At 72.0% G+C, this 24,941-nt stretch carries 21 protein-coding genes, 4 tRNA genes and 1 other RNA gene; 9 read left to right on the top strand and 17 right to left on the bottom strand.

The window, feature by feature from the left end; translation table 11 throughout:
* Positions 1–105: 105 nt before the first annotated feature.
* Positions 106–1,923: an alpha/beta hydrolase family protein gene (locus NV263_RS00990; RefSeq protein WP_263250452.1), complete on the top strand. Its 1,818-nt coding sequence runs from the start codon at positions 106–108 to the stop codon at positions 1,921–1,923.
* A 64-nt stretch (positions 1,924–1,987) separates the two neighbouring features.
* On the opposite strand, the gene NV263_RS00985 is transcribed toward NV263_RS00990, so the two are convergent.
* Together NV263_RS00985 and ffs are read right to left on the bottom strand one after the other, a co-directional pair.
* On the bottom strand, positions 1,988–4,132 hold the full coding sequence (locus NV263_RS00985) for a DNA polymerase III subunit gamma and tau (protein ID WP_263250451.1): 2,145 nt from the start codon (positions 4,130–4,132) through the stop codon (positions 1,988–1,990).
* Positions 4,133–4,203: 71 nt separating this feature from the next.
* An RNA gene (gene ffs / locus NV263_RS00980) (signal recognition particle sRNA small type) lies at positions 4,204–4,298 on the bottom strand.
* A 1,314-nt stretch (positions 4,299–5,612) separates the two neighbouring features.
* Between ffs and NV263_RS00975 the strand changes: the two genes are divergently transcribed.
* Positions 5,613–5,698: transfer RNA gene (locus NV263_RS00975), tRNA-Ser, on the top strand.
* 61 nt (positions 5,699–5,759) lie between these two features.
* Here the strand turns inward: NV263_RS00975 and NV263_RS00970 are convergent.
* From NV263_RS00970 to NV263_RS00940, 7 genes are all read right to left on the bottom strand, one after another.
* Entirely contained in the window at positions 5,760–7,550 is a 1,791-nt protein-coding gene (locus NV263_RS00970; protein ID WP_263250450.1) for an endonuclease/exonuclease/phosphatase family protein, read from the bottom strand.
* 443 nt (positions 7,551–7,993) lie between these two features.
* A complete protein-coding gene (locus NV263_RS00965; protein ID WP_263250449.1) occupies positions 7,994–8,947 on the bottom strand; it encodes a pentapeptide repeat-containing protein in 954 nt (317 codons plus the stop codon).
* Between the two features lie 197 nt (positions 8,948–9,144).
* Positions 9,145–9,230 (bottom strand) — tRNA-Ser (locus tag NV263_RS00960).
* A gap of 44 nt (positions 9,231–9,274) precedes the next feature.
* The gene (locus NV263_RS00955) at positions 9,275–9,832 is read right to left on the bottom strand and encodes an RNA polymerase sigma factor (protein WP_263250448.1); all 558 of its coding nucleotides are present in this window, start codon (positions 9,830–9,832) and stop codon (positions 9,275–9,277) included.
* Between the two features lie 115 nt (positions 9,833–9,947).
* Entirely contained in the window at positions 9,948–10,163 is a 216-nt protein-coding gene (locus NV263_RS00950; protein ID WP_263250447.1) for a CsbD family protein, read from the bottom strand.
* A 72-nt stretch (positions 10,164–10,235) separates the two neighbouring features.
* A complete protein-coding gene (locus NV263_RS00945; RefSeq protein WP_263254463.1) occupies positions 10,236–10,709 on the bottom strand; it encodes a nucleoside deaminase in 474 nt (157 codons plus the stop codon).
* Positions 10,709–11,197 (bottom strand): tRNA adenosine deaminase-associated protein, encoded by a 489-nt coding sequence (locus tag NV263_RS00940; RefSeq protein WP_263250446.1) that lies wholly within the window; start codon positions 11,195–11,197, stop codon positions 10,709–10,711. Before NV263_RS00940 ends, NV263_RS00945 begins: the two co-directional genes overlap by 1 nt.
* Before the next feature lie 123 nt (positions 11,198–11,320).
* Between NV263_RS00940 and NV263_RS00935 the strand changes: the two genes are divergently transcribed.
* From NV263_RS00935 to NV263_RS00925, 3 genes are all read left to right on the top strand, one after another.
* Entirely contained in the window at positions 11,321–12,292 is a 972-nt protein-coding gene (locus NV263_RS00935) for a prephenate dehydrogenase (protein ID WP_263250445.1), read from the top strand.
* Positions 12,293–12,623: 331 nt separating this feature from the next.
* Positions 12,624–13,313 (top strand): TetR/AcrR family transcriptional regulator, encoded by a 690-nt coding sequence (locus tag NV263_RS00930; protein WP_263250444.1) that lies wholly within the window; start codon positions 12,624–12,626, stop codon positions 13,311–13,313.
* Between the two features lie 33 nt (positions 13,314–13,346).
* The gene (locus NV263_RS00925) at positions 13,347–14,534 is read left to right on the top strand and encodes a cytochrome P450 (protein ID WP_263250443.1); all 1,188 of its coding nucleotides are present in this window, start codon (positions 13,347–13,349) and stop codon (positions 14,532–14,534) included.
* Between the two features lie 34 nt (positions 14,535–14,568).
* Here the strand turns inward: NV263_RS00925 and NV263_RS00920 are convergent, their stop codons facing one another.
* The gene (locus tag NV263_RS00920; protein WP_263250442.1) at positions 14,569–15,795 is read right to left on the bottom strand and encodes an MFS transporter; all 1,227 of its coding nucleotides are present in this window, start codon (positions 15,793–15,795) and stop codon (positions 14,569–14,571) included.
* A gap of 274 nt (positions 15,796–16,069) precedes the next feature.
* Between NV263_RS00920 and NV263_RS00915 the strand changes: the two genes are divergently transcribed.
* Together NV263_RS00915 and NV263_RS00910 are read left to right on the top strand one after the other, a co-directional pair.
* Positions 16,070–16,555 (top strand): YbaK/EbsC family protein, encoded by a 486-nt coding sequence (locus NV263_RS00915; protein ID WP_263250441.1) that lies wholly within the window; start codon positions 16,070–16,072, stop codon positions 16,553–16,555.
* Between the two features lie 256 nt (positions 16,556–16,811).
* Positions 16,812–17,006, top strand: coding sequence for a hypothetical protein (locus tag NV263_RS00910; protein WP_263250440.1), 195 nt, complete (start codon positions 16,812–16,814; stop codon positions 17,004–17,006).
* Between the two features lie 62 nt (positions 17,007–17,068).
* On the opposite strand, the gene NV263_RS00905 is transcribed toward NV263_RS00910, so the two are convergent.
* The gene (locus NV263_RS00905) at positions 17,069–17,854 is read right to left on the bottom strand and encodes an SDR family NAD(P)-dependent oxidoreductase (protein WP_263250439.1); all 786 of its coding nucleotides are present in this window, start codon (positions 17,852–17,854) and stop codon (positions 17,069–17,071) included.
* A gap of 39 nt (positions 17,855–17,893) precedes the next feature.
* Entirely contained in the window at positions 17,894–18,571 is a 678-nt protein-coding gene (locus NV263_RS00900; protein ID WP_263250438.1) for an O-methyltransferase, read from the bottom strand.
* Positions 18,572–19,314: 743 nt separating this feature from the next.
* Between NV263_RS00900 and NV263_RS00895 the strand changes: the two genes are divergently transcribed.
* A complete protein-coding gene (locus NV263_RS00895) occupies positions 19,315–19,683 on the top strand; it encodes an SSI family serine proteinase inhibitor (protein ID WP_263250437.1) in 369 nt (122 codons plus the stop codon).
* Between the two features lie 183 nt (positions 19,684–19,866).
* Here the strand turns inward: NV263_RS00895 and NV263_RS00890 are convergent.
* From NV263_RS00890 to NV263_RS00875, 4 genes are all read right to left on the bottom strand, one after another.
* Positions 19,867–19,939, bottom strand: a tRNA-Arg gene (locus tag NV263_RS00890).
* 43 nt (positions 19,940–19,982) lie between these two features.
* Positions 19,983–20,072, bottom strand: a tRNA-Ser gene (locus NV263_RS00885).
* Between the two features lie 118 nt (positions 20,073–20,190).
* Positions 20,191–22,173 carry an acetoacetate--CoA ligase gene (locus tag NV263_RS00880; protein ID WP_263250436.1) on the bottom strand — a complete coding sequence of 661 codons (1,983 nt, stop codon included), beginning with the start codon at positions 22,171–22,173 and terminating at the stop codon, positions 20,191–20,193.
* Positions 22,174–22,212: 39 nt separating this feature from the next.
* On the bottom strand, positions 22,213–22,914 hold the full coding sequence (locus tag NV263_RS00875) for a dienelactone hydrolase family protein (RefSeq protein WP_263250435.1): 702 nt from the start codon (positions 22,912–22,914) through the stop codon (positions 22,213–22,215).
* Between the two features lie 184 nt (positions 22,915–23,098).
* Here NV263_RS00875 and hisC point away from each other — a divergent pair, with 184 nt between their 5' ends.
* On the top strand, positions 23,099–24,151 hold the full coding sequence (hisC, locus tag NV263_RS00870) for a histidinol-phosphate transaminase (RefSeq protein ID WP_263250434.1): 1,053 nt from the start codon (positions 23,099–23,101) through the stop codon (positions 24,149–24,151).
* A gap of 241 nt (positions 24,152–24,392) precedes the next feature.
* Here the strand turns inward: hisC and NV263_RS00865 are convergent, their stop codons facing one another.
* Positions 24,393–24,881 (bottom strand): hypothetical protein, encoded by a 489-nt coding sequence (locus tag NV263_RS00865; protein WP_263250433.1) that lies wholly within the window; start codon positions 24,879–24,881, stop codon positions 24,393–24,395.
* Positions 24,882–24,941: the final 60 nt, after the last annotated feature.

Here is a 24,941-nt window from a genome sequence, read left to right as displayed (position 1 = left end):
CTGGCGCGAGCCAGCGCGTTGCGCCCTTCCGGGTACCCCTCCCAGCCTAGTCGTGCCCCTCGGCTGCCCCTGGGCCCGGCGGGGACGACGTGACAGGGTGATCGCATGGCGCTGGACATCGTGCGGTTGCTCGAACTGGCTTCGTGGCGGGCCTTCGACGCGGACGGGGCGGGACGGGTGCTGGCGGGCTCCGACGAGTCCGGCTCGGTGCAGCTGGTGGAGCTCGCCGACGGCACCGCCACCCCGCTGACCGCGCTGCCCGGCGCGGTGACCGGCCGGTACGTGCCCGGGGAGCGGGCGGCGGTCGTCCAGCACGACACCGACGGCGACGAACGCGGCCAGCTCTCGCTGCTGCGCCTGCCCCGGTCGGCACCCGCCGCGCTGGACGACCTGGAGCCGCTGGTCCGCGACCCGGACCACGTGCACCGGCTGCTGGACGTGCTGCCGGACCGCATCGTCTACTCGACCAACCGCCGCAACGGCGTGGACTTCGACGTGGTGATCCGCAGCGTCGTCACCGGCGAGGAACGGGTCGTCTACGACGGGGGCGGCATGGTCCTGGACGTGGCCGTCTCCCCGGACAGCCGCTACGCGGCGCTGACCGTGCCCGCGGTACCGCCGCTGTCGGACCGGGTGCTGCTGGTCGACACGATGCCCGCGACCGAGGCCGAGCACGTGGTGGCGCTGACCGATCCGGCCGACCCGGCCCGGCACACCCACCTCGGCTGGCTCCCCGACGACTCCGGGCTGGTGGTCACCACGAACTCCGGTCGGGACCGCACGGGCATCGCCCGGCTCGACCCGCGCACCGGCGAACGCACGTGGCTGGTGACCTCCGCGGACCACGACCTCAGCGGCTGGCTGTCCCCGGACGGTCGCACGCTGCTGGTGCACACCAACGACGACGGCACCAGCCGCCTGGCGCTGCACGACGCCGCGAGCGGCGAACGGCTGCGCGGGGTGCGGCTGCCCGCCGACGGCTGGTGCGGGTACCCGCTGCCGGCACCGGTGTGGTCGCCCGACTCGCGGTCGGTGGCGCTGTCGTTCAGCGGACCGGCGGTGCCCGGCGATGCGCTGCTGGTCGACGTCGCGACGGGAGAAGCGCGCCCGCTCACCGACTCCACCGCGCAGCTGGGCGCCGACCTCCCGGTGGCACCGACGACGCACCGGGTGCCGACCCGCGACGGCGAGCGGATCCCGTGCTTCGTCTACGCACCGCCCGCGCCCTCCCCGGAGACGGCCGGGTCAGCGGTGCTGATCGTCCACGGTGGACCGGAGAGCCAGTCGGTGCGCTCGTTCAGCCCGATCGCGCAGGCGCTCGTGGCGCAGGGCCACGCGGTCCTGGTGCCGAACGTGCGCGGCTCGACGGGCTACGGCAAGCGCTGGTACTCCGCCGACGACGGGCGCAACCGGCTGGAGGCCGTCGCCGACCTCGCCGATCTGCACGACTGGCTGCCCGCGCTCGGCCTGGACCCCCGCCGCGCGGCGCTGTGGGGCGGCTCGTACGGCGGGTACATGGTGCTGGCCGGGCTGGCGTTCCAACCCGAGCGGTGGGCGGCGGGCGTCGACATCGTGGGCATCTCGTCGCTGCTGACGTTCCTGGAGAACACCGCCGCCTACCGCCGCACGCACCGCGAGCGGGAGTACGGCTCGCTCACCGCCGACGCCGACTTCCTGCGCGAGGCGTCCCCGCTGTCGCGCGCCTCGGCGATCTCGGCTCCGCTGTTCGTCCTGCACGGCGCCAACGATCCGCGCGTCCCGCTGTCCGAGGCCGAGCAGATCGCGTCGGCCGTCCGCGCCAAGGGCCTGGAGTGCGAACTCCGCGTCTACCCGGACGAGGGCCACGGCCTCGCCAAGCGCGCGAACCGGCTCGACGCCTACCCCAGAGCGCTCACGTTCCTGCGCCGCCACTTGGCCGGTTGACGGTTCCTCAGTCTTGAGGTTCCGCCACCGGTACCGCCTCGCAAAACGAGTTCGAAGACAGGTCTCAGCCGTCGATGCGGCGGGCTCCCAGCTCGCGTTCCAGGAGTTCCACGGCCGCGGCGTCCGGATCCCGGACCTGCGCGCCCGAACCGTCCACTGGGGACGAATCGGCGAGCAGCGCCTCCGGGTCCTCCTCGTCGTCCGGCTCCGGCGGCTTGGGCGGTTCGGGCGCGGGCGGCACGTCGTCCGGCGGCGGTGGCTCCTCGTCCGGCGGCTCCGGCGGGGGCGGGATGTCGTCGGGCTCCGGGGTGCGCGGCACCGAGGCCCGCTGCTGCGCGGTCCGCGCGGACGGGTTGGCCTGCCCGGTTTCGGGGGCCTGCCCGTTCGCCGCCCCGCCGCGGGGCGTCTCGGGCCGCTGCTCGCGCCGCTGCGGCGGCTGCTTCGGCGGCGGCTTGCTCGCGGCGGGCGGCGCGGCCCCGGCCTCGACGCAGTGGATGTCCCACTCGCCGCCGAGCACCTCCCCCAGCGCGTCCCGCACGAAGCCCAACCGGCGCTCCTGGTTGAGCTGCTTGACCAGCCCGGCCGTCGGCATCGACAGCACGAGCGCACCGTCGGTGAGGTCCTGGACGGTGGCGTTGAGCAGCAGCGCCTGCGTCGGCCGGTTCCGCTCCGCGACCGCCCGCAGCAGCTCGGTCCACACCCGCCGCACCGCGGCGGCGTCGTACCCGCCGCCGGATGCGGCTTCGCCGCCGGACGACGGCTCGGCGCTCGCCGCCGGTGCCTCCCGGGTCGCGCTCCGAGCCGCCGGGGCAGCCGGGACGTCGCGCGCCGCGGGCGGTTCGGCCGCCTTCGGCGGCGGCTGCGGAGCGGGCTCGGTCGGCTGCTGGGGCTCGGCCGCCGGCGGTGTCTCCGGAGCCGCGGCCTGCGACTGCGCGGCCCGCTCGTGCGGTCGCTGGAAGACGCGGCGCGGCCGCGCCTCGGCGTCCCGCGCCTCGGCGTCGGGTTCGGCGGCGGGCGCAGCGGCGGCGGCCGGGGCCTCACCGGGCGCGATGGTCATCCGGCGCTCGACGCGTTCGAGCCGTTGCAGCAGCGCGGTCTCGGAGTCGGACACCGCGGGCAGCAACATGCGCGCGCAGAGCAGTTCGAGCAGCAGGCGGGGCGCGGTGGCCCCGCGCATCTCGGACAGACCGGTGTGCACGATCTCGGCGAACCGGGACAGCGTCGCGGCGCCGAGCTGTTCGGCCTGGTTCTGCATCCGGGTGAGCTCGTCCCCGTCGGCTTCGACGAGCCCGCGCTGCGGCGCGTCGGGCACGGAGTGCAGCAGCACCAGGTCGCGCAACCGGTCGAGCAGGTCGGAGGCGAACCGCCGCGGGTCGTGCCCGGCTTCGACGAGCCGGTCGACGGTGGCGTAGACGGCGGCGGCGTCCCCGGCGGCCAGCGCGTCGACCATGTCGTCGATGAGCGCGACGTCGGTGACGCCGAGCAGCGCGACCGCGCGCTCGTAGGTGACACCCCGGTCGGTGGCCCCGGCGAGCAACTGGTCGAGCACGCTCAACGTGTCCCGAGCGGACCCGCCTCCGGCCCGGATGACCAGCGGGTACACCGCCGGCTCGACGGTGACGCCCTCCTCGCGGCAGATCCGTTCGAGCAGGTCCCGCATGACACCGGGCGGCATCAGCCGGAACGGGTAGTGGTGGGTCCGCGACCGGATGGTGGTGAGCACCTTGTCCGGCTCGGTCGTGGCGAAGACGAAGATGAGGTGCTCGGGCGGTTCCTCGACGATCTTCAGCAGGGCGTTGAAGCCCTGCGTGGTGACCATGTGGGCCTCGTCGATGATGAAGATCCGGTACCGCGACTGCGCGGGCGCGAAGAAGGCCCGGTCCCGCAGCTCGCGCGTGTCGTCCACACCGCCGTGGCTGGCCGCGTCGAGCTCGACGACGTCGACGCTGCCGCCGCCCTCGGGCGCCAGCGCGATGCACGAGTCGCACTCACCGCACGGATCGGCGGTGGGCCCCTGGTCGCAGTTCAGCGACCGGGCGAGGATCCGCGCGCTGGACGTCTTGCCGCACCCGCGCGGCCCGGAGAACAGGTACGCGTGGTTGATCCGCCCGGCCGACAACGCGGTGCGCAGCGGCTCGGTCACGTGTTCCTGCCCGACGACCTCGCCGAAGGTCGCGGGCCGGTACTTGCGGTAGAGGGCGAGCGCCACGGTCGAAACCCTACGCGGTGCGACTGACAACCCGGACGGCTCCTCCCGACGACGGGAGGAGCCCCGGAAAAGTAAGGGGACCCCGCGCACCCGCCAGAGCCCGCTTACCCTTGCTGCCTTCCGGCCCTGGGGGAGTTCACAGGATGGACGCCGCACGAGGTCCACGGACAGTGTAACCCGCCCCCCACCGCCCCCGGCAAAGCACCCCCGTCACGAGGGCGGCCGCGGAGTGCCGGACGCCCGCTCCCGGCGTTCCACTCGCCACCGCCGGCACGCCGTGGACGCCCGGAGACAGCCCGACGGCACCGTCGACGCGCGAGCGCGGCCGGGAGCGCAGTTGAATGCCGCGAACCCGACGCCACGCCAGGACGACCCGCGAAATGCCCACAACTAGGCCGCCCAGGTGTCCTTCTGCGCAATTCGAGTGATCGTCCACCATTATCTTCCCAACCCCTTCCGGAACCCGGTAAACATGACTGGCGGATCCGGCAAATGCCAGGTCCGATCGTTTGGGCGCACTGGGGACAACTGGGAGGAACCTTGTCCAAACCGACGGCCTTGGGATGGCAAATGACCGGCGCGGGAGAAGAGTTCTCGTCACAATACTGGGACAGCCCTGGAAACGTGAACATCACCGTTACCGGCGGTTCCGTGGACCATCCCACCAACGTCCCGCAGAAAATGACGCTACACCTGTAACGGCAGGTCAACTTCGCCCCCGACGAGGACCACGGGGCCAGGGAATTCCTGATCAACGACAGCGGCAGCGTCGCCCCCGCTACGGGACACACGTGGGAAGGCACCCCGGCCGGAACGTACTACTTCAAGATCGACCACCTTGAAGGCCGGAACGCGGATGCGCGTGGAACGCGCAGTTAGGCGGGCACCGAACGGCCTCCAACGGCGTCGTGGTTGATCGCGGGCCTCGCAGCCTCGTGCGAGGCCCGCACCCCGAGAAATGGCCGGACAACGAAAATCGACGATCACGAAAACCGCCTCCCTTCGGACGGCCCGCCCCATTCTCGCGAACCCGGAATCCCACGAAGTGTTCTCGCGGAAAACGCCGACACCCGGCGGCCGACTTCTCGCCCGGCCCGCCTACGAAGGGAAGGCGAACACCGACGGCACCCGCCTACCCCACCGCGCACGCCGCTGGGCGTTCGACCACCGTCGACGATGTCCGGTCGTCAACCCGCCCGGCGAGTTCAACCGAGTGCCCACCCATACCGCGAGCGACCGCGCGAGCATCGCCACAAGCCCAGCCGGTCGTTTCCGGAAGCGACCGGTTGATCGCGCCACGTCCGGTGAACCGGGCCCCGACGACGGACGAAGCCGGGCGTTTGCCCCGCTGCTCAAGGTGCCAGTCGGGCGCGAAGCCGGCAGTGTTGCGCAAGCCCACGACACCACCCGCCGCTGGACCGTCGGCGCAGGTCACACCCCATAGCCGCTGGTCAACTACCCCCCTGGTACGCTTCTGCGCGGAGGATTGGCCGAGCGGCCTAAGGCGCACGATTGGAAATCGTGTTGGGTTAACAGCCCTCACGGGTTCGAATCCCGTATCCTCCGCCGAGGACGAGGCCCCGGACACCAGGTGTTCGGGGCCTCGATCGTTGTCAGCGGGTCGTCGTCAGGGCTGGATGCGGGTGACCTGCGGGTCGTGGTCGCTGGTCTGGTCGTGGAATTCGGCGTTGAGGTGGACGATGTCGTAGTCGGCGCGGACCCCCGGGGTGACCAGCGTGTGGTCGAGCTGCTGGGAGTTGCCCTCGTAGACGTAGCTGTAGCGCTCGGCCGGCGGCAGGGTGGTCGCCAGGTCGGTCAGCGCACCGCCGTCGGTCAGCGGGGCCAGCGCCGGGGAGAAGCCGAAGTCGTTGAGGTCTCCCAGCACGACCGCGCGGGCACCGCCGTCGACGCGGCGCAGGTCGTCGACGAAGCCGCGCACCAGCCGGGACTGCGCGGTGCGCTGCTCCTCCGAGGAGCGGGTGGGTGGCTGGAACCGGCCGTGCATCGGCTGGTCGCCGCCCTTGGAGGCGAAGTGGTCGGCCACCACGAACACCGGCGCTCCGCGGAACTCGAACTGGCCGACCAGCGGTTTGCGGCTGTCCTTCCACGCGTCGTCGGTGGGAGCGATCCGGCCGGGCGAGGTGCTCAGCGCGGCGTGGCCGCCGTCGGCGACCGGGCGCACCGGGGTCGTGGCGTCCCCGCCCGGTTTGTCCATAAAGGACACCCGGTTCGGGTTGAACAGGAAGGCGACGCGGATGTTGCCGCCGGGTTGCCCGCCGTCGGCGTCGTTCTGCGGGTTGATCTGCCGCCACTGGTAGTGCGGTCCGCCCGCGGCGGCGATCGCGTCGGTGAGCTTGGTCAGCGTCTGCGAGGCGTCGACGACACCGTCGTCCTCGGGACCGCTGTTGTCCTGGACTTCCTCGACGGCCACGATGTCCGGCGCCGCGAGTCCGCGCACGACGCCCTCGGCGAGGCGCTGGAACTTCGCGGGATCGTTGGAGGGGGCCAGGTTCTCGACGTTGTAGGTGGCGACGGAGAGTTCGCCGTCGGCCTGCTTGCGCGTGGTCTCGGGCTTCAGCCCGCCGGGGACGTGCTGCCCGAGCGCGTTCGCTTCCAGGACGTATCCGCCGTACGAGCTGTAGTCCAGCGGGCCTTCGGTGCCGCCCCGCAACCGGTCCCCGACGTCGGCGGCCGGGAAGTCGCCGCCGGCCAGCGATTCGACCTTGAGCCGCCCGCTGTTCGCGTCGGCGTACCCGGTGTAGGTCGTGCCGCCGCGCGGGTTGCGGTTCTGCTCGGGCTTGGTGGTGACCCACAGGGAGCGGTGGGTGTCGGTGGGCCCGACGACGCGCGCGTCGTCGACCCGCAGCACCATGCCTTCCCGGGACTCGAAGTAGTCCAGGGCGTAGCGGGCGGGATCCAGCTGCGTCTTCTCGATGTTGCCGTCCGGCGCGGCGTACGCCTGCGGCACGGTGTCCGGGCCGATCTCCTCGGCCGGCACGCTGCCCTTGCCGGTGACCTGCCACGACGCACCGGTCAGTTCGGTCACCGACTGGTTCGCGGTGGTTTCCGGAGTCTCGCCGGACGACAGCGGGTAGTACTCGGACACCACACCGCTGACGGTCACCGCGTCGCCGACCGCGACGGCCGGGTCCTTGTCGCCGGTGTAGACGAAAAGGCCCTCGCTCGTCCGCGGATCGTTGTCCGGATTCGGGTCCTGGAACCAGAATCCGCGCGACGCCCCGGAGGCGCGCACGCCGGTCACCACGCCGGGCACGTCGGCGACGTGCTTGCCGACGAGCGGCGAGACCCGGGTCGTGCCCTGTATGTCGTGGATCCGGACCTGCGGTTGCGCTGCCGCGGCCGGTGCTGCCGACAGCAGCAGCGCACCGGTGGCGGCCAGCAACGACGTCCTGCGCACTGGATTTCTCCTCGGTGGTGGGCCGTGCTCCCCGCGGAACCTAGTGCACGACCGCACCGAGGCGGCTGAATTCGGCGACAACTCGAAACCGGGTCGCCGCCACGGGTTCCGGCGTTGCGCCGGACGGCCGACAGCACCGTCCCAGCGGTCTCGACGGCTGGGACACCTCCCGACGGGGCGCGACCGCCCAGCCGCACCGGACTCCACCGGTGGCTCCTGGCCGCCGTGATCGCGGACGGCACCGAGCGGGAGACCGGGGTTTCGCGCGGGCCACCGGACCGGTCCGGCGTCCCGCATGACCGCCTAGCCGCGCGTGGAATGCGCCAGAACCGAACCGGAGGAGATCGCGCGCGCCCCGAGCACCCGCGTCGACCGCACTGCGCTTCCGCCGTTCATGACCTCGCACTGGCACATGGTCGTTCCTCCCTGGTTGCGTTCGGTGGTTATGACGCCACCGGCTCGCCGCCGGTTCCACCTTCTCCGGAACCGCCCGTGAAAACCAGCGCGCACCAACCGGGATGTTCGGTCGCGGGCTGTTCGTCCCAGTGCGCGGGCCACTTCCGCCGGACACCGTTCGTCCCGGCGACGAGCGCTCCGGTGAGGGCCGCCTCGGTGTGCGTGCCGAAGTCCACCTCGCCCTCGAACCTGGCCCCGCGGAAGGTCACGCCCTCGCCGCCGAAGGTGACGCGCCGGAAGTCGCCGAGCCCGGTGAACCGCACGTTGCGGAAGTCGGCGTGCTCGGCGAACTCGGTCCCCCGGAACACGGCCGGACCGACGAACTCGGCTCCGGCGAACGTCGCCGACCGCACCCGGCACCGCGTGCAGGTGAACGTGGACAGCGTGGCCCCGGCCAGGTTGAGCACGATGTCCGGCCAGAACGACTCGGCGTCCGCGCGCAGGTGCGAGATCAGCACGTTCTGCGCGACCTGCCGGACTTCCCGCTCCTGCGGGTCGTCGGCCGGGTCGAAGGGCATCCGCAGGTAGGCGCAGATCAGGTCGACGATGGTGTGCCGGTGCGCCGGATGGCCGTTCGCGAGCCGCTCCAGGGCGTAGATCCCGGCCAGCCGCACCGGGGCCTTGTCGTTGCCCAGCTGCTCGGCGGCCTTGCCGTACAGGTCGGTCACCTGCGTCTCGGTCGCGTCGTGGCCCTTCTGCGCCAGGTCCAGTTCGGTCGACCGCTGCTTGCGCGCGGCCAGCCACAGCGCCGCGCCTCCTCCGGTCCCGGCGCCGATGCTGGTCGACGTCCGGACGACTTCGAGCAGCACCTGCGGCTCCGCGCCGCGCAGCAGGAACAGCAGCAGCCCCATCGACCCGACCGTGACGACCACGACGACGACCGCCCCGATCCCGATCGCCCGATTGCTCAACACGTTCCCGGTCCGGGAGCCCTTCCCCATGACCGATCATGGTGGCATCACGCCCGCCGAGGGGTCTGCGCGAATCCCCTGAAAAGCAGAGCCGGCCCCGAGCGCCGCCGACCGCGCAGCGTTCGCTCCGCCCCGCTCGGACCCGGCGCACCGGAGCCGACGCAGCGGTACGGGGACGACGCGAAAAGAGGACCGGCCCCGCACTCGGCGGGACCGGTCCTCATCGGCGGTAGCGGTGGGATTCGAACCCACGGAGGCTGTTAACCTCACGCGCTTTCGAGGCGCGCTCCTTAGGCCGCTCGGACACGCTACCGCCCGCAAGGGTATCGGACGCTTCCGGCGGGTCGGCCGAGGGGGTCAGCGCCAGGCCCGCATCCGGTAGGCCAGCGTCGCCCGGGCCCGGGACAGCCGACCGCGGACCGCCTGTTCACCAGCTCCGACGCGGTGACCGATCTCGATGCAGGACAGCCCGTCGACCTCGGCGAGCAGCCACACGTCGCGCTGGCGGGTGGGCAGGTGGGCCAGCGCCCGGCCGAGCGCCACCACCCCGGCTCCCGCCTCGGCGTTGCGCTGCGGGTCGGGCACGGCGGCGGCACCCACGGCCGGGCGGTGCTCGGGCAGCGCACCCATCGGATCGGTGCGGCGGGTGCGGCGCCTGCGCAGGACGATCAGGCAGTACCGCCTGGCGACCTGGAACAGCCAGGTCCGCAGCGCCGCCGGTTCGGCGAGCTCGCCCGACCGCCGCCACGCGGTGATGAACACGTCCTGGACGACGTCCTCGGCTTCGGCCCGGTCACCGAGCATCCGCAGCGCCATGCCGAAGACCCCGTCGGAGTAGCGGCGCACCAGCCGTTCGAAGGCGTCGACGTCTCCCTCCGCGATGCGCACCGCCAGCACGGCGTCCGTCGGGTCCACGTCACCCCCTGCAAGGCGATGGGTCCGCCCCGCGCAGCGCGGGGCGGACCCATCGTCACAGCCGGGAACGGGGTTCGCGGTCCGGACAGGCCACCCGAACCGGTGGAACGGACATTCATTCCTCGTCGCGGTGGAACTTGTCCTTCAGGTCGTCGACGGTCCCGGCTGCCCGGTCCTTGATGTCCTGGCCGGCCTCCTTCGCCTGGCCCTCCACCTGGTCGCGTTTGCCCGCGTTCTCCAGGTCCTCGTTGCCGGTGGCGCGACCGGCGGCTTCCTTGGCCTTGCCGGTCCACTGCTGGGCCTGCTGCTTGGCCTTGTCGAACACACCCATCGCTGTCTCCGTTCGTTGGGGTTGTCCGCCTCCCGGGTACCCAGCAACCCGGAGCCGACCCCATGAGCCGGATCACTCCCGGTGGGTGAGGAAGAACTCCTCCAGCACGGCCGCGCACTCGTCGGCCAACACCCCGCCGACCACCTCCGGCCGGTGGTTGAGCCGCCGGTCGCGCACCACGTCCCACACCGACCCGACGGCCCCGGTGCGGGGCTCCCACACCCCGAACACCACTCTGGCCACTCTGGCGAGCACCAGGGCTCCGGCGCACATGGTGCAGGGCTCCACGGTGACGGCGAGGGTGCAGCCCTCAAGCCGCCAGCCGTCGCCGTGCACGGCGGCGGCCTCGCGCAACGCGAGGATCTCCGCGTGCGCGGTGGGGTCGTGCAGGGCTTCCCGCCGGTTGTGCGCCCGGGCGAGCACCCGCCCGGCCGGGTCGGCGACGACCGCGCCGATCGGAACATCCCCAGTGGACGGTGCGCCGCGCGCGGTCTCCAGCGCGGTCCGCACCAGCTCGGCGTCACCGGCGCGGATACCGGTCGTCATCACTGGTCCAGTTTCTCCAACAGGCCCGCGAACTGGTCGCCGAACCCGCAGCGCTGGGCGATCATCTCCAGCTGCTCGTCCGGGTAGAGGTCGACCTCCTCGATGATCACCAGCAGCTCGCCCTCGGGCAGCCCGATGTCGGAGAGGATGGCCAGGTTGCCTTCCGGCCAGACCTCGTCGTCGTCCTCGTCCGGCGGGTCGATGCGCAGCAGGTCCAGCACGTCGGCGGCGATGTCGTAGTCCAGCGCCGCGGCGGCGTCCGACAGCAGCAGGTCGACCCCACCGGGCACCGGCCGGACCAGCACGAAGAACTCGTCGTCCACATTGCACATGCCGAAGACCGCGCCGGTGGAGCGGAGCCCGCGCAACGCCGTGATGGCGGAATCGAGGCCCGCCAGCACCGATCTGTCCATCGCGCTGCACCGCCACCGGCCGTCCTCCCGGACGACGGCCACGGCGAAGCCCGAGACCGGCTCCTGCACCGTCATGAGGACACCGTAGAGCGTGTGAACGCCACCCGAAAGCACTATTGCGCGCTCGTAACCTTCCGAGCAGCGATTCCCGCTCGACCGGGTGGGGTGCCACGTCCCGGTGTCGGGCAGGATGGGCCAATGCGTGCCGTGTGCGTGATCGGACTGGGACTGATCGGCGGCTCCGTGCTGCGCGCCGCCGCGAACGCCGGGCGCCCCGCGTGGGGCGCGACCGCGTCGGAGGAGGACGCCTCGGCGGCTCGGGCGGCGGGCTTCGACGTGCCGACCTCCACCGAGGAGGCGCTGCGCCGGGCGGCCGAGCAGGACGCCCTGGTGGTGGTCGCGACGCCGCTGACCGCCGTCCGCGCGGTGCTGCGCCAGGTGGCCTGGCACGCCCCGCAGGCGTGGCTGACCGACGTGGTGAGCGTGAAGGACCCGGTGGACGCCGAGGTCCGCAGCCTGCTGCCCGGGGCCCGCTACGCGGGCGGGCACCCGATGGCCGGGTCCGCCGAGTCCGGGTGGGGCGCCGGTTCCGCCGGGCTGTTCGAGGGCGCCGCGTGGGCGGTGGCGATCGAGGAGGGCACCACCCCGGACGCCTGGCTGGAGGCCGCGACGCTGGCGCTGGACTGCGGGGCCCACGTGGTCCCGACCTCGGCCGCCGCGCACGACGACGCGGTCGCCCGCGTCTCGCACCTGCCGCACGTCTTCGCCGCGGTGCTGGCGGCGGTGGGCTCCGACGGCGGCCCGCTGGCGCTGTCGCTGGCGGCCGGCTCGTTCCGGGACGGGACCCGGGTGGCGGGCAGCGATCCGGCGCTGGTGCGCGCCATGACCGAGGGCAATCGGGCCGCGCTGCTCGACGCCGTCGACGACGCCCTCGGCCGCCTCGGCGCGGCCCGCGGTTCACTGGCCTCCACCGGCTCATTGAAGTCCACTGTGGACACCGGGCACGACGCCCGCGCCGCCCTGGAGGGCCTCGCGACCGGCGCGCGCACGACCGAGACGATCGCGGTGGACGCCGCCGCACTGCCCCGCCTCCGCGAGCTCGGCGAGCGCGGCGGTCGCGTCGTCGCGCTGGCGGACGGCACCGCCACCGTCGAACTGCCGGACGCGTGATCGCCGGAACACGAGAAGAGGGGCCGCTCCGCGCGTCGCGGGCGACCCCTCCATGAGCCGCTCTCGACCACTGCCGCGCAGGACGGCCCTCGCCCAGTCCTGCGCACCAGCCTCGGCCGGGCGGCGATGCTCCCCAACCTGATCCGGGCTTTCCGGGCAGAACGTAGCCCTGCTCGGCGCTCGCCGCCCGGCGGAGGCGCTCGGCGACCGCAGCGAAACCCCTTCCGTGTGAAGCGCGCACCCCATTGCCCTCCGCCACGGGCAGCGCTACCTTTTGCATGACCGCATGACCAAATTTCAAATCCAGTCACGTAGTCAAGGAGACGTCCGAATGCCCAGGCCCACCGACCGCGGCGACCGGATCTTGGACGCGGCGGGTGCGCTGATGCTCCGACACGGCTACCGGAAGGTGACCGTCGAGGACGTCGCGAAGCAGGCGGGCGTCGGCAAGGGCACCGTCTACCTGCACTGGCGGACCAAGGAGGCGTTGTTCGAGGCGCTGATCCTGCGCGAGTCCGTCGACCTCATCGACGAACTCGTCGCGGCGTTGCGCCGGGCCCCGGAGGAGGTCCTGCCGCACCGGTTCCTGCGCCGGTCGTTCCTGGCGGCCATCCGCCGACCGCTGATGCACGCGCTGATCACCGGCGACACCGAACTGCTCGGCAACCTCAAGCGGGGATCCCTGCGCGGCCAGGAGCTGCTGGCCGGGGACCAGTACTTCGCCCTGCTGGACCAGTACGGACTGCTGCGCACGGACGTGCCGGACCTGCGGTACGCGCTGGGCGCGGTGGTCACCGGGTTCTACCTGGTCGACAACCTCAACCCGGAGTCGGCCGACCTGGACGAGGAGGCCAAGGCCAACGCCCTGGAGCACGCCGTCCGGACGTCCTTCGAACCGGAGTCACGCCCGGACCGGGCCGCGCTGGCCACCGCCGCCGCCGAGGTGGCGGCGCTGCTGGAGGGCCTGACCGACTCCTACCGCAAGTGGATCTACGAACACGATCCGTCCGAGCCCGGCTGACCCCGGACTCCACGTCACCACGAGGGGTATGGCATGACGACGTCGGCCGACACCTGGGGGATCCACCAAGCGCAGTTCTGGCTGCGCGGGATCCGGCCACGGCAAGCCGTGGAATACGACCCGAAGACCGGGATGTGGAACGTCTACGGACATCCCGAGATCCAGCGGGTCCTGAGCGATCCGGCCACCTTCTCCTCCGACACCACGCGGCTCTTCCCGGAGGCCGCCCAGCTCAGCGAGGGCACGCTGACCCGGCTCGACCCGCCCGAGCACCAGAAGCTGCGCAAGCTGGTCAGCCACGCGTTCTCCCGCAAGGTCGTCGCCGACCTGGAACCGCGCATCGCCGCGCTGACCGGGGAACTGCTCGACGCCATCGCCGACCGGGGCCGCGCCGAGCTGGTCGCCGACCTGGCCTACCCGCTGCCGGTCATCGTGATCGCCGAGCTCCTGGGCGTGCCCAGCGACGACCGGCACCTGTTCAAGCAGTGGGTGGACGCGCTCTTCGAGCGCACCCAGCAGTTCTCGCTCGTGAACCGCTCCGCGGAGCAGGACCGCGACATCGAGCGCGCGATGGAACAGGTCGGGCACCTGACCGACTACCTGGCCGAGCACGCGGCCGAGCGCAAGAAGCGGCCGCGCGAGGACCTGCTCACCAAGCTCGTCGAGGCCGAAGTGGACGGTGAGCGGCTCACCGACGCGCAGATCGTCAACTTCGCCAACCTGCTGCTGATCGCCGGCCACATCACCACGACGATGCTGCTGGGCAACACCGTGCTGTGCCTGGACGCCCATCCCGAGCAGTTCGCCGCGGTCCGCGCCGACCAGTCGCTGGTCCCGTCGGCGATCGAGGAGTCGTTGCGCTACTTCAGCCCGTTCGCCGCGCTCGGCCGGGTCACCAACCAGGAGGTGGAGCTGGGCGGCGAGCGGATCCCCGCCGACCAGCTGCTGTTCATGTGGATCGCGGCGGCCAACCGCGATCCGCGGGAGTTCCGCGAGCCCGACGTCTTCGACGTCACCCGCGACCCGAACCCGCACCTCGCCTTCGGCCGCGGCATCCACTTCTGCCTGGGTGCACCGCTGGCGCGCCTGGAGGGCCGGGTGGCGTTGAACCTGCTGCTCGACCGCTTCCCGAAGCTGCGGACCGATCCGGACGAAGCACCGGCGTTCATCCCGAGCCCCAACATGACCGGCGTCCGACGCCTTCCGCTGCTGGTGTCCTGACCCGGGATGACCGGGCGGCCCGCCGGCCGTCCGGTCACGCCTCCCGGACGACCTCCGGCACGGCGGTGGCGGCCGGTTCGGTGGTCGTCCCGGGCGGGGCGGTCGCCGCCGGTTCGGCGGTGTCGGCATCGCCGGTGCGGGTCATCCGGCCGAACAGGACCAGGGCGGCGACCGCGACCGCTGCCGACACCGGGCCGAGGGCGGCCCAGCCCCACTCGGCGGCGACGACACCACCGGTGAGACCGCCGAAGCCCATGCCCAGGTACAGGGCCGAGGAGTTGAACGCGATCACCACACCCGCCCCGGCCGGAGCCAGCGAGATCAACCGGTGCTGGACGGCGGGCATGATCCCCCAGCCGCCCAACCCCCACAGGACCAGCAGCACCGCGACGGCGACCGGCGAACCACCGGCCAGCGGCAACGCCGCGAGCCCGACGGCGAGCACGCCGAGCGACGCGGCGATCCCGACCCCGGAGCCGAACCGGTCGGTGACCCGCCCGACCACGGCGTTGCCCATGGCCCCGGCGACGCCGTAGACGAACAGCAGCACGCCGAGCGTCCCGGCGCCCGCACCGGTCAGCGCCGACAGCATCGGGGAGGCGTAGGTGTAGGCCGCGAAGTCCGCGAGGGAGCCGAGCAGCGACACCACCAGCACCTGCACCACCGCGCGGTCGCGGAGCACGGACATCCTGGCGCGCAGCCCCGTCACCGGCGGCGCGGGAACCCGCGGCAGCGCCAGCAGCGCGCTCGACGCCAGCAGCCCGAGGAGCGCGACCAGCCAGAACAGCCCCTGGTAGCCGATCGATCCCTCCAGCAGCACGCCGATCGGCACGCCCACCACGGTCGCCAGGGTCAGCCCGCTGAGCACCAACGACACGGCCCGCCCGCGCCGCTGGAGCGGCACCAGGTCGGCGGCGATCACGACGGCCGTCGGGGTGAACAGGCTCGCCCCGAGCGCACCGAGCACCCGCGCCGCGGTCAGCGTGCCGAAGTCCGGGGCCATCGCGGTGGCGATGTTGCCGACGACGAACAGGCCCAGCGACAGCCACAGCAACCGGCGCCGCTCCCACCGTCCGACCACAGTGGACAGAACGGGTGCGCTGACCGCGTAGGTCAACGCGTGCACGGTGATCAGCTGACCGGCGGTGGTCACCGGCACGCCGACGTGCGCGGCGATGGCGGGGAGGACACCGGCCACCAGGTACGACCCGGTGTTGATGACGAAGGTGCCGACGGCGAGCACCAGCAGCCGGAAGGGCATGGGCGATCCCTCGGATGGTCGGGGCGGGCAGGGCAGCACGCACCGCGCCGGGACACGGCGGTGCCAGGTGTTCGATTTGGCGGATGACCCTGCAACTGCGGACGGTCGCCAGGACCGGACCCGTTCTCGGTGTCAGTCACGACAACGGCCACGACGGGCCGCACCCGGGATTTCGAGTGCGCCCCCGACCGTGTTACCGGGCGTGTCACGACTCACAAGCCACTGCCGGAAACCCGTTGACCGACCCGCATCCGCGCCGGGATTCTCCCCGGTCATGAACAGCGCAACCGAGAGTTTCACGGACTGCCTGCGCCGACTGCGGGTGCCCGGTCAGGTCGTCGAGTTCGAGGCCGAACTGCCGACCGCGGCGACCGCGGCGGAGCGGCTGGGCTGCCCGCTCGGCGCCATCGCCAACAGCCTGATCTTCACCGCTGACGACGAGCCGCTGCTCGTCATCGCCAGCGGCGCCCACCGGGTGGACACCCGGCACCTCGCCCGGCTGCTGGGAATGCGCCGGATCCGCCGCGCCACACCGGAGTTCGTGCTGGCGGCGACCGGGCAGCCGGTCGGCGGCGTCGGCCCGGTCGGACACCCGAGTCCACTGCGGACGGTCGTGGACCGGATGCTCGCCGAGCACCGGACGGTGTGGGCGGGCGCGGGCGCCAAGCACGCGATGTTCCCGACGTCGTTCGCGGAGCTGGTGCGGATCACCGGTGGCACGGCGGTGGATGTCGAACCGCCGAAGTCCACATCGGATTGATCCGTTCCTCAATTCGAGCGAATTCAGCTCGGAATAACCGAGAACCAGCCGCGGAAACCGCCACCCCGGCGACGACACCGGACCCACCGAATATCCGTCGAACACACCTTGAGGTGATAGATCCTTTCCAGGACGGCGAACGCGGTGATCGCCCGGTAGGAAGGTGCTGCAACCCATTCCGGGTCAGTCGGATCCGGGAGTGTTACCCGAATCAGGAAGGAAGGCACACATGCGTTCGCTGTCTCGTGCGGTCGTCGTGAGCGCTCTGGCCCTGCCGCTGGCCCTCTCCGGGGCGGGCCTGGCTTCCGCCCATGGCCAGCAGGCCCAGAAGCACCACCCGCACGGCTGGCTCGGAGCCGCCAACGTCTGCCAGATCATCAGCTGCAACTTCAAGGGCGAGATCGGCAGCCACAACCACAACCCGGTTCAGAACTTCGGGAACCTGGGCTGACCCGACCCGTTCCAACGACGAGGCCCCGCCGTCCGACGGCGGGGCCTCGTCGCGTCCGGGGGTCAGACGGAGGGCTCGAACCGGCCGTCGATCGCGGTCCAGCCGCCCTCCACCAGCTGCACCGTGCCGGTGACGTAGGACGCGGCGTCCGACGCCAGGTAGACCACGGTTCCCGCGATCTCGTCGGAATCCGCCCACCGGCGCAGCGCCGTCTTGTCCGCATACGCGCCGTACCACTCCGGATCGGCCTTGATCTGCTCGGTCAGCGGGGTCTCGAAGGGCCCGGGAGCGACCGCGTTCACCCGCACGCCGCGCGGTCCCAGCTCAGCGGCCAGCGCGCGGGCCAGCTGCACCACACCGGCCTTGGTCGCGGCGTACACGCCCTGTCCCGGCTCGACCACCTGGGCGCGGAAGCTGGCGAACGCGACGATGCTGCCCCGGCCGCGTTCGGCCATGGCCGCACCGAACTCGCGCATCAGCCGGTAGGTGCCCTTCAGGTTGACCTCGACGACCCGGTCGAACTCCTCGTCCGCCGTGTCCAGCAACCGCTTCCGCACGTTGATGCCCGGAGTGACGACGAGGATCTCGGCATCGGCGCAGTCCGCGGCCAGCTGCCGCGCCTGGTCGGCGTCCCGGACGTCCAGCGCGCGCCAGGACGCGCGGTGGCCGAGCGCCCCGATCGAGTCGGCGGTCTGCCGAGCGCCCGCGGTGTCGACGTCGGCGACCACCACATCGGCGCCGAACTCGGCCAGCCCGACCGCACCCGAGCGGCCCAGCCCGCTGCCGCCGCCGACGACCACGGCGGTGCGTCCGTCCAGCCGGAACAGGTCGGTGAGGCGTTTGACCACGGTCTTCCTCCTGGAATCCGATGCCGCCCGGTCCGACGATCATTGCCCAGCGTCGCGGACCACGGCAAGGGTGAACCCGTCGTACCCCTTCACGCCGACCGTCTGGATCGTGGTGGCCGCCGCACGCGTCTCGTCGGCCAGCATGTCGTGCAGTCGGCGCACACCCTGGACCGCCGGATCGGTGCTGGTTTCGTCCGCGAGCGCGCCCTTGCGCACGACGTTGTCCACGACGACCAGCGCCCCCGGCCGGGACAGCACCAGCGCCCACCGGAAGTACTCCGGGATGTTCGGCTTGTCGGCGTCGATGAAGACCAGGTCGAACGGCGCGGCCGGATCCGTCCGCAAGTTCGGGAGGGTGTCCAGCGCGGGCCCGAGCCGCACCTCGACCCGGTCGGCCAGGCCCGCTGCCGCCAGGTTCTCCCGGGCCACCTCGGCGTGCCTCGGCTCGGCTTCCAGGCTGATCAGCCGCCCGTCGGGCGGCAGCGCTCGTCCCAGCCAGATCGCGCTGTACCCGGCGAGCGTGCCGATCTCCAGGACGTGGCGCGCCCCCGCCGCCGCGGCCAGCACGTGCAGGAACTGGCCCTGGGCCGGGGAGACGTTGATGTGCGGCAGCCCGGCCCGATCGGCGTTGCGCAGCGCGCCGTCCAGCACCGGGTCGGGGGGCGCCAGGCGCGCGGTGACGTACTCGTCGACGGCCGTCCACTGCTGCTGTTGCACGGCAGACCTCCGGTTCCACCGGACACACCACCGCAGCCGTTGCGGCGGCACACACCGGACAGTGAAATCCGGGTGCGGAACCTCGTCCCGCACCCGGACTTTCAATGGGCATCCCATCCCGCGGCAACCGGCTCCCTGGGCACCAGTGCACCGCGAATATTAGCCAGGCACAGGCACCCGGGCAATGGTTCGGCGGATTGGAATCCGCGACCGGATCATCCGCAAATCCGGTCATCACAGGAGTTTTCCACCGGAGGCCGCCGACCGCATTTTCCGAATCGGCCGGAAGCCGTTGTCCCTTGCCACCGCGACCAGCCGGCCACCGCCGGACTTCACCGCGAATCGCCCGGTCGTCCCGGGAGATGCGGGGAGAACCACCTGCTCGACGACGCCCGGTCACCCCGGACGAGCCCGCCGCGGACAGGATCGACCCGATCGGGTAATGCCGCAGCGAGCCCGGTCCGGAAATCACCTCACTCCGCGTGGCAGACGGTGACACGGCCCCGCGACGCATTCCGCTGATCTCCGCTTGCGTGCGGTGCCGGGCAGACCAACAGTGTCGAGGTGCCGGCGATGTTGACGACGGCGTCGATCACACCTCGGCCGCCGAGTTCCGGCGAATGCCTCCGGCACGCCGGAGTCGATTTTCCGCGCCGCTCGCGGACGCGAGAAATCACCAACCACGAAAAAAACCGAACGAAGGGGAAGCAATGTCGCATCGGTTGACGGGTCGCTCGGTACTCATGGGCATCACGATCATCGCCGGAGCCCTCTCCCCCGGCATCGCCGGAGCCGCACCGGCGGCTCCGGCACCGACGAACCTGACCCTCACCGTCCACCAGGGCGCCGACACCCGCACGGCGGTACTGCACTGCGACCCCGCGGGCGGCGACCACCCGCGCGCCACCGCGGCGTGCCGGGAACTCGCTTCCATCGGCGGCCGCCTCCAGGAGTTGTCGAGCAGACGACCGGAACGGCTCTGCACCATGGACTACCGCCCGGTGACCGCCCAGGCCCGCGGGACCTGGCAGGGCCGTCCGATCAAGCAGTCCGTCAGCGCCAACAACCGCTGCCTCCTGCAGGCCCGCACCGGCCCCGTCTTCGACTTCTGAACCCGCTCCGGCCGGTCACCTCCCCGCACAGGCCGGGCGGTGACCGGCCGCACCACCGGAAGACGACGGTCCGGTGCGCCGGAACACCCGCCCCGACGCCGGGCGGAAGTCGACACCACAGGACCGACAAAACCGCAGCCCCCAGGTCGTGGACCTGGGGGCTGCGACTGTCTCGACCAGACGCGCGCCCGTAGGGATTCGAACCCCAAACCTTCTGATCCGTAGTCAGATGCTCTATCCGTTGAGCTACGGGCGCTTGTTCTCTTGTCGGGCCCCACCCTAACAGGGTGGAACCACTGCGGAGGCTCCGGGATTTGAACCCGGGAGGGGGCGTGACCCCCAACCGCATTAGCAGTGCGGCGCCATAGACCAGACTAGGCGAAGCCTCCCGGTAGTCCTTCTCGCGGCCACCGGAGAGAAGACTACACAACCCTGCGAACGCCCGTCGCAGGGGGGTCCCCTTCGGGTCGCGGGCGAGCGGCCGGGCCACCCGACCGCGGTGCCGGGTCAGGCTTGCGAACCCGATCTGAACTGCACGAACGGTTCCAGTGCGGCCGGGTTCTGGAGGGCGTCGCGGCTGACCGCGCGCTCCGGCGGGGCACCCGCGAGGATCTTCTTCACCGGGACCTCCAGCTTCTTGCCGTTGAGGGTGCGCGGGACCTCGTCGACGACCAGGAACCGGTTCGGCACGTGGCGCGGGGACAGCTCGCGGCGCAGCGCGGCCGTGAGCTTCGGCTGGACGTCGTCCAGCGTGGCGCCCTCGGCCAGGACGAGGAAGCACAGCAGCTCGCCATCGGTCTCCCCGGCGCCCGAGGTGTCGATCACGAGGGAGTCGGCGACCTCCTCGAAGCCCTCCACGACCCGGTAGAACTCGGCGGTGCCCATCCGGACGCCGCCGCGGTTGAGCGTCGAGTCGCTGCGGCCGTAGATCACCAGCGTGCCCCGGTCGGTGAGCCTGACCCAGTCGCCGTGCCGCCAGACGCCCGGGTACGTGTCGAAGTAGGCGTCGCGCAGCCGCGAGCCGTCCGGGTCGTTCCAGAAGAACACCGGCATCGTCGGCATCGGCTTGGTCAGCACCAGCTCCCCCACCTCGCCGTGGAGCTCCGCACCCTTCTCGTCGTAGGCGGCGACCGCGGCGCCGAGCATCGGGCAGGAGATCTCGCCCAGCCACACCGGCACGTCCGGCGCCGCGCCGACGAACGCCGTGCACACGTCGGTGCCGCCGGACACGCTGGCGATCTGCACGTCGGCGCCGACCGCGTCGGCGACCCAGCGGAAGCCGTCGGTGGTCAGCGGCGCGCCGGTCGACCCGACCGCGCGCAGCGCGGACAGGTCGTGCTCGTCCTCAGGGCGCAGGTCGTGCTTGAGGCAGCTCTGGATGAACGGGGCGGAGGTGCCGAAGTAGTTCACCCGGTGCCGCGCGGCCAGCTCCCAGAGCGCGTCGAGCGACGGGTATCCCGGGTTGCCGTCGAACAGCACCAGCGTTGTACCGGTCAGCAGGCCGCCGACCAGGAAGTTCCACATCATCCAGCCGGTCGTGGTGAACCAGAAGAACCGGTCCCCGGGCCCGAGGTCGCAGTGCAGCCCGATGGCCTTGAGGTGCTCCAGGACCATGCCGCCGTGCCCGTGCACGATGCCCTTCGGCAGACCGGTCGTGCCCGACGAGTAGAGCACCCACAGCGGGTGGTCGAACGGCACCGGCTCGAACTCCGGCTCCGCGCCCCGGTGGCGCTCCAGCATCTCCGCCCAGCCGGTGCAGCCGGGCAGCTCGGCTCCGTTGCCGAGGTAGTCGATCAACACCGTGCCCGCCAGCCCCGGCATCGCCTCGCGCAGCTGGTCCACTGTGGAGCGGACGTCGAACTCCCGCCCGCCGTACGGGTAGCCGTCCACCGCGATCAGCACCGTCGGCTCGATCTGCACGAACCGGTCGGCGACCGCCCGCGCACCGAAGTCCGGGGAGCACGACGACCAGATCGCGCCGAGGCTCGCCACGGCGAGGAACGCCACCAACGTCTCCGGGCTGTTCGGCGCCAGCGCCGCCACGCGGTCACCCCGCCCGACGCCCAGCTCGGCCAGCCCCGCCCGCGCCGCGGCGACCCGGGCGCGCAACTCGCCGTAGGTGATCTCCTCGCCGCGCCCGTCCTCCCGGGCGAACACGACCGCGAGGTCGTCGTCCGACTTGCCGTCCCCGCCGCACAGCGCCTGCTCGGCGTAGTTGAGCGTCGCGCCCGGGAACCACTCCGCACCGGGCATGACCTCCTCGGCCAGCACGGCCCGGGGCCGGTCGTGGAAGCGGACGGCGAAGAACTCCGCTATCGCGCTCCAGAACCCGCTCAGGTCCGACACCGACCACTCCCACAGCGACCGGTAGTCGGGCAGGTCGAGGTCGCGCTCGGCGCGCAGCCAGTCGCGGAAGGCGGCCATCCGGCTGGCCGCCACGCCCTCCGGGGTGGGCTGCCAGAGCAGCTCGGGGACGGTGCTCGATGTCATGGCTTTTTCCTAGCCCACGACCACCCCGTTCAGCCAGACCTACCGCAGGTGCAGGTCGAACCAGTTGCACGCGCGGCGCCGCGCTTCCTCGGCGAGGTCGGGGTCCCGGTCGAAGCGGTGCTCGCCGCCGGGGAACCGCACGACGTCGGTCACCACCTCGGCGCCGTCGGCGACCTCGCGGAGCTTGTCCACCTCGCCCGGCTCGATCTCGTCGTCGTCGCCGTAGAGGCCCAGCCACGGGCAGGCCAACTCGTGCGCGATCTCCACCAGCGGCGGCAGCGACGCGGACAGCGGTTCGAGGATGCCGCGGCCGCCCACGCTCACCGCGGCGCCGATGCTGCGGCTGGCCGCCACCACCAGGGCGGCCGTGCCGCCGATGTCGAAACCGATCACGCCCTGCCGGTCCGCGGGCACGTCCCGGTCGGTCAGCCACACGAACGACGCGTCGCTGTCGGCCAGGATCGCCTCCCCGGACAACCGCCGGACCTGGTGGTCCACGTGCTCGTCGGGATGGTGGTCGTGGAACTCGTCCGTGCCGTCGCGGTGGTAGAGGTGCGGCACGACGGTCAGCCAACCGTCCTCGGCCAGCATCGCGGCCAGGCGGCGCACCCGGTCCGTGACACCTCGGGCCTCGTGCAGGACGACCAATCCGCCGCGGATGACGTGGTCCGGTTCGGCGACGGTGAGTCGCAGCTGGGTGCCGTCGGTGAGCGCGAGCGTCTCGGTCCGGGTTGGGGTCATGACGTGCAGGTAATCACGGGTTGCTGAACACCCGTCAACGAAATCAACCGGTCGGAGGAGTGAACTTCTCGTACGCTCACCGGTTCGAGCCAGTGCCTTCGGCCGATGCGCGCAGCCCGTGCTTCGGGATCGGCCGGTGGGGGGCTACCGTCCCGAGTAGGTGACAACAGCGAAGGAGACGCGGATGAGCGTGCGCACCCGTGCGGACCTGGACCAGCTGCCCCCCTACGTCGCTGGACGCACGATTCCCGGCTCGATCAAGTTGGCCAGCAACGAGGTGTCCGAGGGTCCGCTGCCGAGCGTGGTCGAGGCGATCAACCGCGCCGCGGCCGAGGTGCACCGCTACCCGGACATGGGCGTCGGCCGGCTCACCGGGGAACTCGCCGAACGTCTCGACGTGCCGTCCGCGCGGATCGCGGTCGGCTGCGGTTCGGTGGCGCTGTGCCAGCAGCTCGTGCAGGCCATGTGCACCCCGGACGACGAGGTCGTCTTCCCGTGGCGGTCCTTCGAGGCGTACCCGATCGTCACGCAGGTGGCGGGCGCCCAGGCCGTCCGGGTGCCGCTGACCGCCGGGCACGCCCTGGACCTCGATGCGCTGCTCGCCGCCATCACGCCGAAGACGCGGCTGGTGTTCGTCTGCACCCCGAACAACCCCACCGGCACGCTGCTGCGGCGCGCCGAGGTGGAGTCGTTCCTGGACCGGGTGCCCTCCGACGTGCTGGTGGCGCTCGACGAGGCGTACTTCGAGTTCGTCACCGACCCGGACGCCCCGAACGGTGTGGACATCGCGGCCGAGCGGGACAACGTGGTGGCGCTGCGCACCTTCTCCAAGGCGTACGGGCTGGCCGGGCTGCGCGTCGGTTACGCGGTGGGGCCGCAGCGGGTCGCCGAGGCGCTGCGCAAGGTCTGCATCCCGTTCAGCGTCAACGCGGTCGCGCAGACCGCCGCCATCGCGTCCCTCGACGCTCCGGACGAGCTGCGGAAGCGGTGCGCGAACGTGGCCTCGGAGCGCGAGCGGGTGCACCGCGAGCTGGTGGGCATCGGCTACGACGTTCCCGAAACCCAGGCGAACTTCGTGTGGCTCCCGCTGGGCGAGCGCACCGACGAGTTCAACGAGCACTGCCTGGGGAACAAGGTCGTGGTGCGGGCCTTCGCCGGGGACGGCGCCCGGGTGACCATCGGGCTGCCGGAGGAGAACGACGCATTCCTCGCCGCGGCGCGTTCCTTCCCGCTGTAGCACCGCCGCGGAAGTCCGAAGTGGACTGACGAAGACGGTGGTGCCCGGCGAAGAGAGGGGGAGTACTTCGCCGGACACCACCGCAGGGGTGTGACCACCCGGAGGGAGATCACGTGGAGTGCGTAGCGATGATCTACGCAGTCCCGGAACTTATCCACAGCTCGGACGAGTTGGCCAGCCGAACAGGGCGATGCCGCCCGTTCGAGTGGCGCTGACCAACCGTCCGGCTGAGCGGCGTCGGTCAGCCGGTGACCGCGTGGTGGCCGCGCACCAGAGTCGGCGCCGGGGCGGTCCGCAACGGGTCGTGCTGCCGCTGCTGCACCTCGCTCCGGCCGGCACCGGAGTTGCCCGGCATGTTCGGGCCGTCCGGCGTCCCGGGGTGGTGCGGGGTGCCCGGGTGGTGCGGCGTCCCGGGGTGGTGCGGGGTGCCCGGGTGGTGCGGCGTGCCCGGCTGCTCGGAACGACCGGGCCCGTCGGAATTCCCGGTGCTCGGGTGGTCGACGACGGGCGCGTTGACGCAGTCACCGCTCTGCGGCGACAGGATCGGCACCACCGCGCCGAGGATGGCGAGGTTGGTGTTGCACGCCTGGATCGGCAGCACGCTGAGGTTGTTGCCGTCACCGACGTTCGCACCGTTGTTGTCGGCGCTGTCGGCGAACGCAGGCGCGCTGGTGGCGAGCAGCCCCGCACTCGCGGCCAGCACACCGGCGATGCACGCTGTCTTGCGCATATTCGCCCTTCCTTCTCCTCGTTGTTCCGGCTTCGGCTGCCGGAGGGGGATCTGCGACCG

It is taken from the genome of Saccharopolyspora rosea (assembly GCF_025643595.1).
Lineage (GTDB): Bacteria > Actinomycetota > Actinomycetes > Mycobacteriales > Pseudonocardiaceae > Saccharopolyspora > Saccharopolyspora rosea.
Note: the sequence above shows the minus strand (reverse complement) of the source record. Positions and strands in the feature narration are given on the sequence as shown.